The sequence below is a fragment of the Halopseudomonas maritima genome (genome assembly GCF_021545785.1).
GTDB lineage: Bacteria > Pseudomonadota > Gammaproteobacteria > Pseudomonadales > Pseudomonadaceae > Halopseudomonas > Halopseudomonas maritima.
Genome location: NZ_CP079801.1, coordinates 1785605 through 1802487, shown reverse-complemented (window position 1 = coordinate 1802487; position 16883 = coordinate 1785605). Strand labels below are relative to the sequence as shown.

Genomic DNA, 16883 nt, shown 5'->3' with positions numbered 1-16883 from the left:
ACAGCGTGCCGTGGCCGTGTCGCCTCCATCAGTGCACCGTTGGGTCGCTCACTACGCCGCGTTCTAGCTCGCCTTTCGCCTTTCACGGCGAGCCGAGGGGGCTGATTGCCCAGCCCTCCATGCCGTCATCCTCCCGCGCCCTCTTACCGTCATCCCCCGCGCAGGCGGGGGATCCAGGCGCACCAAACCACCCCGCCGGACGCCTTCAGCGCAAGTGCGGCCCAGCCCTGCAGCTTGCCCAGGCATCAAGCCAGTGCTAGTCTCCTTGAGTCGTCAAACGACGACGTTTTCGTTTTTACCTGTCCAGAGTGACCGCATGTCCACTGCCCAGACCACCGCTGTTGTAAACCGCCCCGCGCTTGCCGGTGTGGTTGCGCGTGTGCAGGCTGCCGTGGCCTGCCTGCCGGTCACCCCTCCCGGCGTAGCCATCGTGGCTGCAGTGGCTTCACCGCCACCGGCGCACTGATCTCGCTACCCCTTTTCTGATTTCTGTTCTCCCTGACTGGCGTATTGCCGTGGGGCGAACCTGTGTCCTGACAGGTGACATATGGTTATTCAACGTTTGAACTGGGCCGCCATCGGCCCGACTGCGCTGTTCGTATTGCTGTGGAGCGCGGGCGCGATCTTCTCCAAATGGGGGCTGGAACACGCCTCGGCCTTTGCATTTCTGCTGCTGCGCTTTGTACTGGCCTGCGCCGCCCTCGGGCTGCTGGCGCTCACCCGGCGGCGCTGGTTGCCAGCGCGCGGTACCCGCAAGCAGGTAGCCCTGGTCGGGGTACTGCTGACCGGCGGCTACACCATCTTCTACCTGCTCTCGCTGGACGCCGGGCTCACGCCCGGGGTGCTGGCGACGGTACTGGGCGTGCAGCCAATCCTCACCCTGATGCTGGTTGAACGCCGCGCCAACCTGTTGCGGGTATTGGGTTTGCTGCTGGCGCTCGGCGGCCTGACGCTGGTGGTGCTCGACAGCCTGCTGGCGGCGCGTTTCTCGCTGCTGGGCATCGGCCTGTCGTTGGCAGCGCTGCTGTGCATCACCCTGGGTTCGATCTTCCAGAAGGGTATTCAGCAATCACCCATGGACGTGCTGCCGCTGCAATACGCCATCGGCCTGCTGATGTGCGCGGTGGTCGTACCCTTTCAGCCGTTTGAGGTGGAATGGACCGTCGGCTTTGTCGTGCCGCTGCTGTACATGGGTGTGCTGATCTCGGTCGGAGCGACCTTGCTGCTGTACCGGCTGATTCGGATGGGCAACTTGGTCAACGTGACCAGTCTGTTCTACCTGATGCCCGGTTGTACGGCGTTGCTGGATTTCCTGTTCCTCGGCAACCGCATGGCGGCGTTGAGTTTGTTGGGGATGGGGGCGATTGTGCTGGGGTTGGTGTTGGTGTTTCGGCAACGGGCTTAACCCGAAACCTGCGCTCGGATAGCCCTGAATCGTGGACCCTATCATCACGCCACCCTCGCGAAGGCGAGGATCTATGGGGTTTGGCGGTCATGCCGGTCACTTCGGCGCTGTCTGATAACCCGCCTTTCGCCTTCCCGGCGAGCCAAAGGGGGCCGCTTGCCCGGCCCCCCTTGGCGATCCCCCCGGGCACCCGACTACGCGGCCCTTCGGGTTCGCTGCGTTGCTCGATTTATCGGGGAAGCCTCGCCGGCCACGCGAAAACTCGTCGCTTCGCTCCTCAGACACCCTACGCTTCTTTTTCCCGATAAATCTGCGCTACTCGCCCGCGTAAACGGGACTTGGGTCCGTGCATTCGCCACGTCCGTATTTGCGCGCCAAGGCCGCGCTACTTCACCTAATCTTTAGCCTAATTCAGGGTTGGCAAACGACGCGTGTAGTAGCACTATCAAATCACCGCACTTCTCGCGGCCCCGTCAGGAGGCATGGATGCTACATAGACTCGACACACTTCATCTCGAATACCCGACAGCACCCTCACCTGCGTGCAAGCCACTGCCGTCGATCAGTGGAGCGTTAAGCCTCGTGCGGTTTAACGTTCAGCACTCGTGCGCGATGGCCGCTAATCCATTGAAATATAAGAAAATATTAGATCGCCTCATCCGGCGTTATGCCGCGTATTAAAGTTAGTGCGATCTAATCACTGTTAGGAGATCTACATATTTAGCCAGCTCGGCTAATGTGCTTTTAATGGGGAACAATGGAGGTCTGCAGTCGTTGTCCCGACTACACCCGTAGAAAGGAGATACGTTATGCGAAGAATTAAACCGCCACGGCCACCAAGACCGCCAAAGCCACCGGACAGACCCCAGAACATTAAGACTCCTAAGCCCATTGGCAAAACCGAGTGGGTAAGAGCGCACTGGCGCTGGGACTATAATCATCGTCAATGGGAGTGGGTAATGGGACATTGGCGAAAATAACCACTCCTAACAATACGCTACAGCCGATGCGCTAAAGCGCTCGGCTGAGCTTTGCGTTAGGCAAAGTAACATCGAACTAGTACGGATATAGAAATGCAGCTAAGCGAGAATGATTTCAGGGACTACTTATTTGATAATCATAAAGACTCATTGTCTGATTTGATTCATGGCCGACGTGATCCAATTGAGTGGAATGGTGAAGGATTCCCTCCAATAAGTATTCTTTTTCAGCAAATTGTCGAGAGAAAGATAAATGAGGTGGTTGATGGCCTTGAGTCATTAACTCTCTCTGCAAGAGAGCTTCGATTAGAAAAATCTGGTGATTCAACCACACGTATTGACTTGTTTGGTAATTCCGAATGTATCGGTTTAACGATAATTGAGCTTAAGAAGTCGAAACAGACCGAGAGACAGGCATATACAGAGCTTTTGGCATACGCAAATCATTTTTGTTCTATTTACCCAGGATTAACAGAGAGAGCGATAAATAGCATTTTAATAGCTCCTATGGCGACGCGAACAGTTCGAGATGCATTTGTGCAAGAAATACTTGGAAACAACAAATCTTCAGCCGCGCTCATTCCCTCTGATGATAATGGAGAAATAAGACTGACCATCTATTATCCAGATGAGTCTTATTACCAGTGGTTTGAGAATAATCTACTAGATGACAGGTCGATGTATACCGTTGCAGTAGAGTTTCCAGAGATTGAAGGCTGGATAGATACTGATAAAAATAACGACCAAAAGATACCAGATTGGAGCAAGGCTGCATTAAATACAATATCGAACTCCATTTCTCATAGACTGGAAGCTGAGGGGCTGCACTCGATTGTCTATGCCACGCAGCAATGGGGAGAAATTGGGCAACAATTTCCAAATCCCAATGTGATATATGCTGTTGTTCTAAACCCTTTTGCTTCTTTTAGAAGCTCTTCGCTTGATGATGAAGTTTATGGTGACACAAAAGAAGGGAGAGTCTCTGAGATACAGGCAATTTATGATCAGATAGACGAATCAGAAAGAGAGTATTGGCTTGAGTCTATGGAGTCCAATTTTCATGGACTAGCAATCCGAATAGTAAAAGAAGAGTTTGATAAATGCTTTCGCAGTACTGATGGCTTAGGCGTACGCTCTGAGATTTCACTTCCAGATTGGTATGGAGTTAAAACAAGCATGATTAACTCTGTTTTTACTCATAATTTGGATATATATCAGACCGGTTTACTAAGACAGGTTTATTCTAGGTATCTCGATTATATTTTTGAAGTTAAATGGGATGAAATCTATTGCTGCGACGACTTGCCAAGATTTTCGTACAAGGCATTACGTGTATTTCTTCCAGTTTGGGAGATACTAAGAGGACTTGGTATGGGAGAGGAACATGCCTAACAAACGGCTGCTAGGGACTGCATTACGCTGCGCTCCATGCAGCCCAGAGCCTGGCGTTATGAGTAAATCAGCATGAAAACATTCAAAGCTTTTATTTTGGGGTTGGTAGGAGCCTCATCTGTGGCAGGTGCTGAAGTAGAGATGAAGTACTATTCGTCTGCTGGTGACGTATTTGAGGTGCAGGCGCCTGCAGACTGGCAGCAAAATGCCAACTCTGACTACCTTTCAATTTCTAGCCCCGATGGCAGTGTTTCTATTACGGCCACCGCGTACAGCAAGAATGGTGGAAGCTTGGAGGAGTTCGCCGAATACAGATTCAGTTCCGTACAGGATTTCTATACTCCCCAAACTGCGGTCCGTTCAATTGAGTCAGGGGTGTTACGCGAGTATGAAGGCGTATGGCTGGGCGAGTCTGCCCCAACCTACTACGTGGTAGCAGCGGTCGAAGTTGGAGCGGCTTTCGTCAGCATCACAGTGGTAACGGATCGTAAGGACTACGGTGAAAATAAGCCCATGTACATCAAGATCTTTGAGGCTATTAAGGTCAACTCATAAAAAGTCGCTGTTGCCAGAAAAATTTTCCACTGCTTCGCGGTTACAAAAGTTTTCGCAAAGCTCTACGTTATGTGTTACTGGAGTAAAAGATGGGAATAATACTGGGAGGCCTGATTATATTTATAGCGGGGTTTATTCCTTCTCTACTTCCTATTGGTATCTACTGGGTTTCGCTAGTTGCAGGTTTGCCCACAGCAATAATTATGTTTTTAAAAGTTGTGCCCACAATAGAGTATTGTCTTGGTCTTCTATTTGGCTTAATTCTCTTTGTCCTAGTTTCATTTGCTAGCTGGGGGGCAGTCGGGCCAATGATTGCAGTATTTCAAATAATTCCGCTATTTACGACCTGCGTTATCGCTATTGTATTTAGTTTGCTAGGTACTTTGTGGCGCAAAACACATAACAAACAAAGGCAACAACGCCCTGCGGGCTGGACGCGCTAACGCGCGCCGTTGCTTTGGGCGTTACGTGGAAAGTCTTGAGGGATAAGTTATGGCAAATGACGAGCCAAACCAGCGAATCAAGTTTGCTTATAAACTGGATGGCTGGTCGTACGAAGAGGGCAGTCAGGCGCTGCTCAAAGCGCAAGCTGACAAGGTCATCCCATCCGACTACACAGCAGATATGGAAGGTAATATTTTCTGTCCAGCTTGCTTCACAAACTTGATTCGAGTACCGAAAGAGAAGGACCATTTTTCCAACGGCCGAGACGCATATTTTGCGCACGTAAGGAAATATCGAGAGGTTAAATGCGACCTTAGGACTAAGAGAGCAGAGGGTAAGCGGTACGATACCTATGAAGAGGCTCAGAAAGCTATTGACGACGAGAACCTCGTCATCATTTCGGGATTTTTGCAGGAGAAGCCCGAGAGACCCGAAGATCCGGCCGGGGCATATGATGAGACTCCTGTAGAAGATGAAAACGGGCCAGCTTCGGAGGTGCCCATTGGAAGGCATAAGGGCGAGTCTTTCATACTGCCAAGTAAGATATCAACGGTAGCCGGCATATGCCGCAACTTCGACGAAAACCTTTACAAGTACTATCATCTTCCCGGCCGTAGGAATGCAGTTCGTCTAATCGACCTTCTGCATCACGTAAAAGATGTGACTGAAGAAGATGAGAGCGATCGTCTATATTATGGCTGGGTAAAACGTTCTTTCTGTACTGCCAAGAATCCTAAGCCCCACAATATCAGGATGACGGAATTAGATTGCAACCGCGAGGTTCACGATTTCTACTTGAAGGCTAACGAAGAGATATCGCAGAGGAAAGGAATCAATGATCAGACTACTGGCCGCATCGTTATAATGTATGGAAAAATTGCGGAGAATGGTATCGGCCTTTGTATCGAAGATCTCGCGTGGGGCGAGTTCGCGTTGCTGCCAGCGCAGTACAATTATCTGCTCAACACGTAACAAGTTTGTCAACCGGAACCAAATTGCTCCGCGGTTTTTGTGTTCGCTGCGCTTATAACACAAAAGCCGCTCCGCAATCCGGTCCGGTTACAAAGGCGTTACGCAGTTTCCAAACTTACTTGATGTCGGCCCCGTTCGGTGGTCACGAAAAACTGCATACTCGGTGATTGGCACTGAGCCTTTTGTCACCTTTCCCTTGAGCGCCGCGTCCGACATCGCGGCTGTCTCGTCCTCCTCTATTTGTAGATGTGAGTGGGGCAGTATTCGTTGCAATCCAGATATTGACTCTCTCGCCCGCAGATAAAGCTGATCACTTGCAGCTTGCAGCTTGCAGCTTGCAGCTTGCAGCTTGCAGCTTGCAGCTTGCAGCTTGACGCACCAGCGCCCACCAGCTTACCTTTACGTTAACGTAAAGCAACCCAAGCTGCCGCTCCATGACCCAGACCTACAGCATTTCCGACCTTGCCCGTGAGCTGGATATCACCACGCGGGCGATTCGTTTTTATGAGGAGCAGAACATGCTCTGCCCCGAGCGTCGCGGGCAGGAGCGGGTTTACAGTCCTCGGGATAAGGTGATTCTCAAGCTGATTTTGCGTGGCAAGCGCATCGGCTTTTCGCTGGCGGAGTGTCGCGAGCTGATTGAGCTGTATGACCCCGGCCACGGCAATCGCAAGCAGCTGGAAACCTTCCTGGACAAGATTACCCAGCGCCGTGCGCAGCTGGCGCAGCAGTTGCTGGATATCGAGCAGATGCAGATTGAGCTGGATACCGCGGAGGAGCGCTGTCGAACGGCGCTGGAGCAAACGAATTAACGCCAACCGTACCCCCCTTTTTGAGTGAATCATGCATATAGAAACCGTCGATCAATCGCAGTATCCGCAGCTCCTGACCATCTGGGAGGCGTCGGTGCGCGCTACCCATGACTTTCTGGCCGAGGCTGACCTGCTGGAGCTGAAGCCGCTGATTCTGGAGCAGTATTTTGCTGCTGTGGATCTGCGTGCCGCCAAGGGCAGCGATGGCGAGTTGCTGGGCTTTTGCGGCGTCAGCGACGGCAATATCGAGATGCTGTTTATTGCCCCCGAGGCCCGTGGGCAAGGCGTGGGCGCGCGTTTGACCGCGTATGCCATTGAACATCAGGGTGCCACCAAGGTGGATGTGAACGAGCAGAACGCGCAGGCGGTGGGCTTTTATCAGCACCTTGGCTTTGCGGTGGTCAGCCGCTCACCGGTCGATGGGCAGGGCAAGCCCTATCCGCTGCTGCATATGGAGCTGCCTGGGCGCTGACCATCGCGGGCGTGGCCTGCCCTGAAAGACAACACTGACGCACCAACAACAATAAACACAGGTGAACCCATGCATTACCCATCGCTGAACTTCGGTCTGGGCGAGACCATCGACATGCTGCGCGAGCAGACCCGCAATCTGGTTGATGCCGAGCTGGCGCCGCGGGCGGCGGAGATCGACCGGGAGAACCAGTTTCCGCTGGAGATGTGGCGGCGTTTTGGTGACATGGGGCTGCTGGGCATTACCGTGCCTGAGGAGTACGGCGGCTCTGGGCTGGGGTATCTGGCCCATGTGGTGGCGATGGAGGAGATCAGCCGCGGGTCGGCGTCGGTGGGGCTGTCCTACGGGGCGCATTCCAACCTGTGCGTGAACCAGATCAACCGCAACGGCACGCCGGAGCAGAAGGCGAAATACCTGCCCAAGCTGATCAGCGGCGAGCACATCGGGGCGCTGGCGATGAGTGAGCCGAACGCCGGTTCCGATGTGGTCAGCATGAAGCTGCGGGCGGAGCACAAGGGTGACCACTTCGTGCTCAATGGCAGCAAGATGTGGATCACTAACGGCCCGGACGCGCACGTTTACGTCATTTACGCCAAGACCGAGCCGGAGAAAGGCCCCCACGGCATCACCGCCTTTATCGTCGAGCGCGATTGGGCCGGTTTCTCCCGCAGCCCCAAGCTGGACAAGCTGGGCATGCGCGGCTCGAATACCTGCGAGTTGGTGTTCGACAACGTCGAGGTGCCGGTGGAGAACATCCTCGGCCAGTACAACGGCGGCGTGAAGGTGCTGATGAGCGGCCTGGATTATGAGCGCGTGGTGCTCTCCGGCGGCCCGACCGGGATCATGCAGAGCTGCATGGACGTGGTGGTGCCCTATATCCACGACCGTCAGCAGTTCGGCCAGAGCATCGGTGAGTTCCAGCTGATCCAAGGCAAGGTCGCCGACATGTATACCCAGCTGAACGCCAGCCGCGCCTATCTCTACACAGTGGCACAGGCCTGCGACCGCGGCGAGACCACCCGCAAGGACGCCGCCGGGGTGATTCTCTACACCGCCGAGCGTGCAACGCAGATGGCGCTGGATGCGATTCAGATTCTCGGCGGCAACGGCTACATCAACGACTACCCCACCGGCCGCCTGCTGCGCGACGCCAAGCTGTACGAGATTGGCGCCGGCACCAGCGAGATTCGGCGGATGTTGATTGGACGGGAGCTTTTTAATGAGACGCGTTGAAGCAGCTGGAAGCTGGAGGCTGGAGGCTGGAAGTCCAGCCACGGCGTGGGGGTTAGAGGCCGGCGCCTGGTTGCGCAACCCAATCGTTGCTGTGGACACGTCTAACCTGCAACGCTCGTTACGCCTGCGGACCTGCCCTTCCAGCCTCCAGCCTTCAGCTTTCAGCCGGGGAGCGGTGCAATGAGCATCCTACAAACCCAAATCACCCCGACCTCCACCGAGTTTCAGGCCAACACCGACGCCATGCGCTCCCTGGTCAGCGAGCTGCAAAGCCTGCTGGCAGGCATTGCGCAAGGCGGTGGTGAGGCGGCGAATGCGCGGCATCTGGCGCGGGGTAAGTTGTTGCCGCGTCAGCGCGTGGATGCGCTGCTCGATCCGGGTTCGGCGTTTCTGGAAATTGGCCAGCTGGCCGCCCATGAGGTCTATGGCGAGTCGGTGCCGGCCGCCGGGGTGATCGCCGGTATCGGCCGGATCGAGGGCGTTGAGTGCATGATCATCGCCAATGACGCCACGGTGAAGGGCGGTTCCTACTATCCGCTGAGCGTGAAGAAGCACCTGCGGGCGCAGACCATCGCCCGCGAGAACCGCCTGCCCTGCGTCTATCTGGTCGATTCGGGCGGCGCCAACCTGCCACGGCAGGACGAGGTATTCCCGGACCGTGAGCACTTCGGGCGGATCTTCTTCAATCAGGCCAATATGAGCGCGGCGGGCATTCCGCAGATTGCTGTGGTGATGGGCTCGTGCACTGCCGGTGGCGCCTATGTGCCGGCGATGGCCGATGAGACCATCATGGTGCGTGAGCAGGCGACTATCTTCCTCGCCGGGCCGCCGCTGGTGAAGGCGGCGACTGGCGAGGTGGTCAGCGCCGAGGCGCTGGGCGGCGCGGATGTGCACTGCCGCACCTCGGGTGTGGCCGACCATTACGCCGAGAATGACGAACACGCCCTGGCTCTGGCCCGCCGCTGTATCGCCAATCTGAACTGGCGCAAGCAGGGTGGGCTGAACAGCCGCGCGGTGCTGCCGCCGCGCTACCCGGTGGAAGAGTTGTACGGGGTGATTCCGGCCGACAGCAAGCAGCCGTTCGACGTGCGCGAGGTGATTGCGCGGCTGGTCGACGACAGCGCGCTCGATGAGTTCAAGGCGCTGTTCGGCACCACGCTGGTCTGCGGTTTTGCGCATTTGCACGGCTATCCGGTGGCGATTCTGGCCAACAACGGCATCCTGTTTTCCGAGGCCGCGCAGAAGGGCGCGCACTTTATCGAACTGGCCTGCCAGCGCGGCGTTCCGCTGCTGTTCCTGCAGAACATCACCGGCTTTATGGTCGGCAAGAAGTACGAAGAAGGCGGCATCGCCAAGCACGGCGCCAAGCTGGTGACCGCGGTGGCCTGCGCGAGGGTGCCCAAGTTCACGGTGATCATCGGCGGCAGTTTTGGCGCCGGTAACTACGGCATGTGCGGCCGCGCCTACGATCCGCGTTTTTTGTGGATGTGGCCGAATGCGCGCATCTCGGTGATGGGCGCCGAACAGGCCGCGGGCGTGCTGGTACAGGTCAAGCAGGAGCAGGCCGAGCGCAGCGGCGAGCAGTTCAGCGCCGAGCAGGCCGAGGCCCTGCGCCGCCCGATCCTCGATCAGTACGAACGCCAGGGCCACCCCTACTACGCCAGCGCCCGCCTGTGGGATGACGGCGTGATCGACCCGGCGCAGACGAGGGATGTGCTGGGGTTGGCGATATCGGCGGCCCTCAACGCACCGATTGAGGCGACGCGGTTTGGGGTGTTTCGGATGTAGCGGCGCGCGGAGCGCGCCGCCGGACGGCCCTTTGGGCCGGGCCGGGCCGGACTGCGCCGGACTGCGCCGGGCTGGAGGCTGAAGGCTAGAGGCTGGAAGACTTATCTCTGTGTGAGTGAAAGGTTGAGTGCAAGAATCAGCGACGCAAAACCAAGCCGCGAAAACCAGCCACTTACCTCGCCCCCGATACTTCCAGCCTCTAGCCTTCAGCCTCCAGCCCGGCCGCCGCACAGAAACAAGCCGCCGTGTGAAACCAGGCTCTAATCGAGAAGAACAAAATGAACAACTACCAGACCCTAGAACTCGAATTCACCGAAAAAGGCGTAGCCACCCTATGGCTAAACCGGCCGGAAAAGAATAACGCCTTCAACGCCCAGATGATCCGCGAGTTGCTGGACGCGCTGGATGCGGTGGCGGCTAACCCGGCGGTGCGCTTTATGCTGCTGCGGGGGCGTGGCAAGCACTTTTCGGCCGGGGCGGATCTGGCCTGGATGCGCGACTGCGCGGCGCTGGATTACAACGCCAATCTGGACGACGCCCGCGAGTTGGCGCAGTTGATGGCCTCATTGGCGCAGCTCAAGGTGCCGACGCTGGCGGTGGTGCAGGGCGCGGCCTTTGGTGGCGCGCTGGGGCTGATCAGTTGCTGCGACATGGCGATTGGCGCGGAGGACGCGCTGTTCAGTCTGTCGGAGGTGCGCATCGGTCTGCTGCCGGCGGTGATCAGCCCCTATGTCACCCAGGCCATCGGTGCCCGCGCTACCCGCCGCTACGCACTGACCGCCGAGCGCTTTGACGGCCTGCGCGCCCGCGAGCTGGGGCTGCTGGCCGAGTGTTATCCGGCGGCTGAGCTGGATACGGCGCTGGCGCAGTGGATCGGTAACCTGCTGCAGAACGGCCCGCTGGCGATGAGCGCAACCAAGGCGCTGTTGCAGGAAGTCGGGCTGGGTGAAATGAGTACCCCGCTGCGCCGCTACACCGAGGCGGCGATTGCCCGGGTGCGGATCAGCCCCGAAGGTCAGGAGGGCCTGTCGGCCTTCCTGGAAAAACGCCAACCCGACTGGTGCGCGAACCATGATTGAGTCCCTGCTGATTGCCAACCGCGGCGAAATTGCCTGCCGCATCATGCGCACCGCGCGCGAGCTGGGTATCGCTACCGTGGCGGTGCACAGTGATACCGACCGCGACGCCTTGCATGTGCGCAGCGCCGATCAGGCGGTCAACCTCGGCGGCGCGCGGCCGAGTGACAGTTACCTCAAGGTCGAGGCGATCATCGCCGCGGCCAAGGCCGCCGGCGCCAATGCCATTCACCCGGGTTACGGCTTTCTCTCCGAGAATGCCGACTTTGCCCGCGCGGTGGCTGCCGCCGGGCTGATCTTTGTCGGCCCGCCGGCCAGCGCGATTGATGCCATGGGCAGCAAGTCGGCGGCCAAGGCGTTGATGGACGCCGCCGGGGTGCCGCTGGTGCCGGGTTATCACGGCGCCGATCAGGCGCTGGAGACCTTCCGCCTTGAGGCCGCGAAGATTGGCTACCCGGTGCTGCTCAAGGCCGCGGCTGGCGGCGGCGGCAAGGGCATGAAGGTGGTCGAAACGGAAGCGGAGCTGAGCGAGGCGCTGTCCTCTGCCCAGCGTGAAGCACAGGCGGCCTTTGGCGATGCGCGTATGCTGGTGGAGAAATACGTGCTGCAGCCGCGCCACGTCGAGATTCAGGTGTTTGCCGACCAGCACGGCAACGCGGTGTATCTGGCCGAGCGCGACTGCTCGATCCAGCGCCGTCACCAGAAGGTGGTGGAAGAAGCGCCGGCACCGGGCCTGTCGCCCGAGCTGCGCCGGGCCATGGGCGAGGCCGCGGTAACCGCCGCGCGCGCCATTGGCTACGTGGGCGCCGGCACCGTGGAGTTTCTGCTCGACGCCCGCGGCGAGTTCTTTTTTATGGAGATGAACACCCGCCTGCAGGTCGAGCATCCGGTGACCGAGCTGATCACCGGGCAGGATCTGGTGGCCTGGCAGCTGCGTGTCGCTCAAGGCCAGCCGCTGCCGCTCACACAAGAGCAGATCGTGCTGCGCGGCCACGCGATTGAAGTGCGGCTGTATGCCGAAGACCCGGAGCAGGACTTTATGCCCGCCAGCGGCGAGTTGACGCTGTACCGCGAGCCGGCTGCGGGCGCGGGTCGGCGGGTCGACAGCGGGGTGGTCGAGGGTGACCGCGTCTCGCCGTTTTACGATCCGATGCTGAGCAAGCTGATTGCCTGGGGCGAAGACCGGGAAACCGCCCGCCGCCGTCTGCTGGCGATGCTGGCCGAGCAGCAGCTGGGCGGGGTGCACAGTAACCTCGCGTTCCTGCGCCGGGTGCTGGCGCATCCGGCCTTTGCTGCTGCCGAGCTGGATACCGGCTTTATCGCCCGTCATACCGACGCGCTGCTGCCTGCCCCGGCCCCGCTGCCCGACGCCTTCTGGGCGCTGGCCGCCCGCGCCTGGCTGCTGACCCAGCCCGCTGCCACGCGCGCTGATGACCCGCACAGCCCCTGGACTACTGCTTCCGGCCTGCGCCTGGGGCTGGCCGGCGAGCAGCGCCTGCATCTGCGCTGTGGCGAGGCCGAGGCGCGTGCCCTGCCCGCTGCGGGCGTCAGCCTGCAGGGCGATCAGCTGTTGGTGGATGGCCGCCGTTATGGCGTGCAACGCCGTGGGCAGTGGCTGTTTGTCGAATGGAACGGGCAGCTGCAGCGAGTCACGCAGGTTAACCCGATCAGCGAGGTGGAAGCCCGGCAACACGGCCACGGCGGTTTGAGCGCGCCGATGAACGGCAGCGTGGTGCGGGTGCTGGTTGAACCGGGCCAGCAGGTGGCCGCCGGCGAGCTGCTGGTGGTGGTCGAGGCGATGAAAATGGAGCACAGTATCCGCGCTGCCGAGGCTGGTGAGGTCACGGCCGTTCACTGCGCCGAGGGTGATCTGGTTGACGAAGGCCGGGTGCTGGTGGCGCTGCAACCGCTTGCTGAGGAGGCAACGGCATGAGCATGCCGCAACAGGTGCGCCTGGTCGAAGTCGGCCCGCGTGATGGCCTGCAAAACGAGAAACAACCGATCAGCGTCGCCGACAAGGTGCGTCTGGTCGATGACCTGAGCACTGCCGGGCTGAGCTATATCGAAGTCGGCAGCTTCGTTTCGCCCAAGTGGGTGCCGCAAATGGCCGGCTCTGCCGAGGTGTTTGCCGCAATTCAGCAAAAGCCCGGCGTGACCTACGCGGCGCTGGCGCCGAACCTCAAGGGCTTTGACGGCGCGCTGGAAGCCGGCGTGAAGGAAGTGGCGGTGTTTGCGGCCGCCAGCGAGGGGTTTTCCCAGAAGAACATCAACTGCTCGATTGCCGAGAGCCTGCAGCGCTTTGAGCCGATCATGGCGGCGGCCAAGGAGCATGGCGTGCGGGTGCGTGGCTATATCTCCTGCGTGCTTGGCTGCCCGATTGATGGTGACGTGGCGCCGGAGCAGGTGGCGGCGATTGCCCGTGAGCTGCTCGACAGCGGCTGCTACGAGGTCTCGCTTGGCGATACCATCGGCGTTGGTACTGCGGGCGATACCCGGCGGCTGATCGAGGTGGTTGGTCGTGATATCGACCGCAGCCTGCTGGCCGGGCACTTCCACGATACCTACGGGCAGGCGCTGGCGAACATTCACGCCAGCCTGCTGGAAGGCGTGGCGGTATTCGACAGCTCGGTCGCCGGGCTCGGCGGTTGCCCGTATGCCAAGGGGGCAACCGGCAATGTCGCCAGCGAAGACGTGCTCTACCTGCTCAACGGGCTGGGCATCGAGACGGGTGTGGACATGGCCGCGCTGGTGCAGGCCGGGCAGCACATCTGCAACGTGCTGGGTAAAACCAACGGCTCACGCGTGGCGCGGGCCTTGCTGGCGCGGGAGCAGGCATGAGCGAACCCTTGTGGCGGCCGAGCCCGGAGCGGGTTGCGGCCAGCCGGATGGATGCCTTCCGGCGCTTTATCAATCAACGCCACGCGCTGGCGCTAGGCGATTACGCCGCGCTGCATGCGTGGAGCGTCAGCGCGGTTGCGGACTTCTGGCAGGCGGTGGCCGACTTCTTTGCGGTGGACTTCAGCACGCCGCCCAAGCGGGTGCTGGATAACCCGGATGCCATGCCCGGCGCGCAGTGGTTTGCCGGCGCCGAGCTGAATTTTGCCGCCCACCTGCTGCGCCGCCGCGACGATCATCTGGCGCTGATTGCGATCAGCGAAGACGGCCAGCGTGAACAGCTCAGCTACGCCGAGCTGGCCGCGCGGGTGGCCGGGCTGCAGCAGCATCTGCTGGCGCTCGGTGTGCAGCCGGGTGATCGCGTTGCGGCGCTGATGCCCAATACCTGGCAAACCGTGGTCGGCATGCTTGCGGCGGCGAGCATTGGTGCGGTCTGGTCCTCCTGCTCGCCGGACTTTGGCGTGCAGGGCGTGGTCGACCGCTTCGGCCAGATCGAACCGCGGGTGTTGATCGCCTGCAGCGGCTATCGCTATGCCGGCAAGCAACTGGACATGAGCAGCAAACTGGCGGAAATTTTGCCGCAATTGAGCGGCCTGCAGCAGCTGATCATGGTGCCTTACGGCGGCGTGCAGCCCTGTCTGGCCGAGTTTGCGTCGCTGGTATCCACTGTTCACTGGGACCACGTCAGCCAGCCGGCGGGCAGTCCGGCGTTTACCGCCCTGCCCTTTGCCCAGCCGCTCTATATCCTGTATTCCAGCGGCACCACCGGGGTGCCCAAGTGCATCGTCCACGGTGCCGGTGGCACCCTGCTGCAGCACCTCAAGGAACACGGCCTGCACACCGACCTGGGCAGCGAAGACGTGCTGTTCTACTTCACCACCTGCGGCTGGATGATGTGGAACTGGCTGGTCTCCGGGCTGGCGCTGGGTGCAACGCTGGTGCTCTACGATGGCTCACCGTTTGAGCCCTCTGCCGAGCGGCTGATCGACCTGATTGATGAAGAAGAGATTAGTATCTTCGGCACCAGCGCCAAGTATCTGGCCGCGCTGGAAAAGGCCGGGGTCGAGCCGAATCGCAGCCACCAGCTGAGCCGCCTGAAGGCGGTGCTGTCGACCGGCTCACCGCTGGCGCACGAAGGCTTCGATTACGTCTACCGCTGCTTCAAACCGGACCTGTGCCTGTCGTCGATCTCCGGCGGCACCGACATCGTCTCCTGCTTTGCCCTCGGCAATCCGACTGCGCCGGTCTGGCGTGGCGAGCTGCAGTGCAAGGGGCTCGGCATGGCGGTCGAGGTGTGGGATGACGACGGCCAGCGGCTCAGCGAAGGCAAGGGCGAACTGGTCTGTAGCACACCTTTCCCGTCCATGCCCTTGGGCTTCTGGAAGGACGAAGACGGAAGCCGCTTCAACGCCGCCTACTTCGAACGCTTCCCCGGCGTCTGGGCGCACGGCGATTACGCCGAAGAGACGCCGCACGGCGGGCTGATCATCCACGGCCGCTCGGACGCGGTGCTCAACCCCGGCGGGGTGCGCATCGGCACCGCGGAAATCTACCGGCAGGTGGAAAAGGTCGAAGCGGTGCTGGAGTCGCTCGCCATCGGCCAGCAGTGGCAGGGTGATGTGCGGGTGGTGCTGTTCGTGCGCCTGCGCGACGGTGTGACGCTGGATGCGGCACTGGAAGCCGAGATTCGGCAGGTCATCCGCGCCAACACCACCCCGCGCCACGTGCCGGCGAAGATCGTCGCGGTCAGCGATATTCCGCGCACCCGCAGCGGCAAGATCGTTGAACTGGCGGTGCGCAACGTGGTGCACGGCTTGCCGGTGAAAAACACCGACGCCCTGGCCAATCCAGAGGCGTTGGCGTTGTTTCGCGATCTGCCGGCGTTGGCGGATTAGCGGGGTATTTTGATCAGTGCTTCCTTAATCCCACTCCGGCGCAAAGTCGGGGTTGGCGATACGCCCGCCGGCGTCCAGCCGCTCGATAAAGTTGAGGTCGTCGGCGCTCAGGCGCACGCGGTCGGCTGCCAGGTTGCTCTCCAGATGCAGACGCTTGGTGGATGAGGGGATCACCGCGATGCCCTGCTGCATCAGCCAGGCCATGGCGACCTGCGGCGGCGTAGCGCCGTGCTCTTCGGCGATGCGGTCCAAGGTCTCATCCTGCATGACCTTGCCGACCGCCAGCGGCATGTAGGCGGTCAGGTGCAGGTTCTCTTCACGGGCAAATTCCACCAGTTTGCGGTTCTGCAGGAAGGGGTGAATCTCCACCTGATTGGTCGCGATATTGTCCGGCCCGACCAGTTCAAAGGCCTCGTTGAGCAAGTCGATGGTGAAGTTGGACACCCCGGTCAGCCGCGTCAGGCCCTGCTCGCGCGCGTCCATCAGTTGCCCCAGATACACCTGCATCGGCACGTCGCCACCGGGCGAAGGCCAGTGAATCAGGGTCAGGTCTACTTGCTCCAGCTGCAGCTTGTCCAGACTCTCGCGCAGACTGGGGATCAGCTTGCCCTCGGCAAAGTGATCGGTCCAGATCTTGGTGGTGACAAACAGCTCCTCGCGCGGCACCCCGCTGTCGGCGATGGCGCGGCCCACATCCTGCTCGTTGCCGTAGATCTGCGCGGTATCGATATGGCGATAACCGAGCTTGAGAGCTGTGCGCACCGCGTTGTAGGCGTCTTCACCCTTGAGACGGAAGGTGCCCAGGCCCATCGCGGGGATTGGCGTGTCGTCGTTTGTCGTGTGCATGCGAGTCTCCGGTTGCGCGTTGAAGGGATAGTGGTGTGACCCCTGCTGGCGTGGTCATGTTCCTTGGGGAAGCGCGGGCACCTCCTTATCAGTGCTTTACCTGGGCTGGAGTAATGAT

Annotated in this window: 15 protein-coding genes; 14 read left to right on the top strand and 1 reads right to left on the bottom strand. The window is 59.8% G+C overall.

Annotated elements, in window-relative coordinates:
• The first annotated feature begins 316 nt into the window (after positions 1-316).
• The 14 genes from HV822_RS08255 (at position 317) to HV822_RS08190 (ending at position 15919) form a co-directional block, all read left to right on the top strand.
• Positions 317-466: a hypothetical protein gene (locus HV822_RS08255; protein ID WP_160003172.1), complete on the top strand. Its 150-nt coding sequence runs from the start codon at positions 317-319 to the stop codon at positions 464-466.
• 81 nt (positions 467-547) lie between these two features.
• Positions 548-1405 carry a DMT family transporter gene (locus tag HV822_RS08250; RefSeq protein WP_238873385.1) on the top strand — a complete coding sequence of 286 codons (858 nt, stop codon included), beginning with the start codon at positions 548-550 and terminating at the stop codon, positions 1403-1405.
• A gap of 1073 nt (positions 1406-2478) precedes the next feature.
• Positions 2479-3777, top strand: a complete 1299-nt coding sequence (locus HV822_RS08245) for a hypothetical protein (RefSeq protein WP_238873384.1) — start codon at positions 2479-2481, stop codon at positions 3775-3777.
• A gap of 72 nt (positions 3778-3849) precedes the next feature.
• The gene (locus HV822_RS08240; protein ID WP_238873383.1) at positions 3850-4332 is read left to right on the top strand and encodes a hypothetical protein; all 483 of its coding nucleotides are present in this window, start codon (positions 3850-3852) and stop codon (positions 4330-4332) included.
• An 89-nt stretch (positions 4333-4421) separates the two neighbouring features.
• The gene (locus tag HV822_RS08235; RefSeq protein ID WP_238873381.1) at positions 4422-4775 is read left to right on the top strand and encodes a hypothetical protein; all 354 of its coding nucleotides are present in this window, start codon (positions 4422-4424) and stop codon (positions 4773-4775) included.
• A gap of 49 nt (positions 4776-4824) precedes the next feature.
• Entirely contained in the window at positions 4825-5748 is a 924-nt protein-coding gene (locus HV822_RS08230) for a hypothetical protein (RefSeq protein WP_238873380.1), read from the top strand.
• Positions 5749-6182: 434 nt separating this feature from the next.
• Positions 6183-6560, top strand: a complete 378-nt coding sequence (locus tag HV822_RS08225; RefSeq protein WP_233048600.1) for a MerR family transcriptional regulator — start codon at positions 6183-6185, stop codon at positions 6558-6560.
• 31 nt (positions 6561-6591) lie between these two features.
• The gene (locus tag HV822_RS08220; RefSeq protein WP_238873378.1) at positions 6592-7032 is read left to right on the top strand and encodes an acetyltransferase; all 441 of its coding nucleotides are present in this window, start codon (positions 6592-6594) and stop codon (positions 7030-7032) included.
• 69 nt (positions 7033-7101) lie between these two features.
• Positions 7102-8265, top strand: coding sequence for an isovaleryl-CoA dehydrogenase (locus tag HV822_RS08215; RefSeq protein ID WP_238873377.1), 1164 nt, complete (start codon positions 7102-7104; stop codon positions 8263-8265).
• Between the two features lie 180 nt (positions 8266-8445).
• Positions 8446-10053: a carboxyl transferase domain-containing protein gene (locus HV822_RS08210; protein WP_238873375.1), complete on the top strand. Its 1608-nt coding sequence runs from the start codon at positions 8446-8448 to the stop codon at positions 10051-10053.
• Positions 10054-10331: 278 nt separating this feature from the next.
• Positions 10332-11132, top strand: a complete 801-nt coding sequence (locus HV822_RS08205) for a gamma-carboxygeranoyl-CoA hydratase (RefSeq protein ID WP_238873373.1) — start codon at positions 10332-10334, stop codon at positions 11130-11132.
• Entirely contained in the window at positions 11125-13062 is a 1938-nt protein-coding gene (locus HV822_RS08200) for an acetyl-CoA carboxylase biotin carboxylase subunit (protein WP_238873372.1), read from the top strand. Before HV822_RS08205 ends, HV822_RS08200 begins: the two co-directional genes overlap by 8 nt.
• Positions 13059-13967, top strand: a complete 909-nt coding sequence (locus HV822_RS08195; protein ID WP_238873371.1) for a hydroxymethylglutaryl-CoA lyase — start codon at positions 13059-13061, stop codon at positions 13965-13967. Before HV822_RS08200 ends, HV822_RS08195 begins: the two co-directional genes overlap by 4 nt.
• Complete coding sequence (locus HV822_RS08190; RefSeq protein WP_238873370.1) at positions 13964-15919, top strand: acetoacetate--CoA ligase; 1956 nt, start codon at positions 13964-13966, stop codon at positions 15917-15919. The genes HV822_RS08195 and HV822_RS08190 overlap by 4 nt, the downstream gene beginning before the upstream one ends.
• Before the next feature lie 24 nt (positions 15920-15943).
• Here HV822_RS08190 and dkgB read toward each other — a convergent pair whose 3' ends face one another.
• Positions 15944-16765 (bottom strand): 2,5-didehydrogluconate reductase DkgB, encoded by an 822-nt coding sequence (dkgB, locus tag HV822_RS08185; RefSeq protein WP_238873369.1) that lies wholly within the window; start codon positions 16763-16765, stop codon positions 15944-15946.
• Positions 16766-16883 lie beyond the last annotated feature (118 nt).

Coding starts and splice junctions, on each gene's coding strand:
- HV822_RS08205 (WP_238873373.1), top strand. CDS start 10,332: ATGAACAACTACCAGACCCTAGAACTCGAATTCACCGAAAAAGGCGTA.
- HV822_RS08200 (WP_238873372.1), top strand. CDS start 11,125: ATGATTGAGTCCCTGCTGATTGCCAACCGCGGCGAAATTGCCTGCCGC.
- HV822_RS08215 (WP_238873377.1), top strand. CDS start 7,102: ATGCATTACCCATCGCTGAACTTCGGTCTGGGCGAGACCATCGACATG.
- HV822_RS08235 (WP_238873381.1), top strand. CDS start 4,422: ATGGGAATAATACTGGGAGGCCTGATTATATTTATAGCGGGGTTTATT.
- HV822_RS08225 (WP_233048600.1), top strand. CDS start 6,183: ATGACCCAGACCTACAGCATTTCCGACCTTGCCCGTGAGCTGGATATC.
- dkgB (WP_238873369.1), bottom strand. CDS start 16,765: ATGCACACGACAAACGACGACACGCCAATCCCCGCGATGGGCCTGGGC.
- HV822_RS08250 (WP_238873385.1), top strand. CDS start 548: ATGGTTATTCAACGTTTGAACTGGGCCGCCATCGGCCCGACTGCGCTG.
- HV822_RS08230 (WP_238873380.1), top strand. CDS start 4,825: ATGGCAAATGACGAGCCAAACCAGCGAATCAAGTTTGCTTATAAACTG.
- HV822_RS08245 (WP_238873384.1), top strand. CDS start 2,479: ATGCAGCTAAGCGAGAATGATTTCAGGGACTACTTATTTGATAATCAT.
- HV822_RS08220 (WP_238873378.1), top strand. CDS start 6,592: ATGCATATAGAAACCGTCGATCAATCGCAGTATCCGCAGCTCCTGACC.
- HV822_RS08195 (WP_238873371.1), top strand. CDS start 13,059: ATGAGCATGCCGCAACAGGTGCGCCTGGTCGAAGTCGGCCCGCGTGAT.
- HV822_RS08210 (WP_238873375.1), top strand. CDS start 8,446: ATGAGCATCCTACAAACCCAAATCACCCCGACCTCCACCGAGTTTCAG.
- HV822_RS08255 (WP_160003172.1), top strand. CDS start 317: ATGTCCACTGCCCAGACCACCGCTGTTGTAAACCGCCCCGCGCTTGCC.
- HV822_RS08240 (WP_238873383.1), top strand. CDS start 3,850: ATGAAAACATTCAAAGCTTTTATTTTGGGGTTGGTAGGAGCCTCATCT.
- HV822_RS08190 (WP_238873370.1), top strand. CDS start 13,964: ATGAGCGAACCCTTGTGGCGGCCGAGCCCGGAGCGGGTTGCGGCCAGC.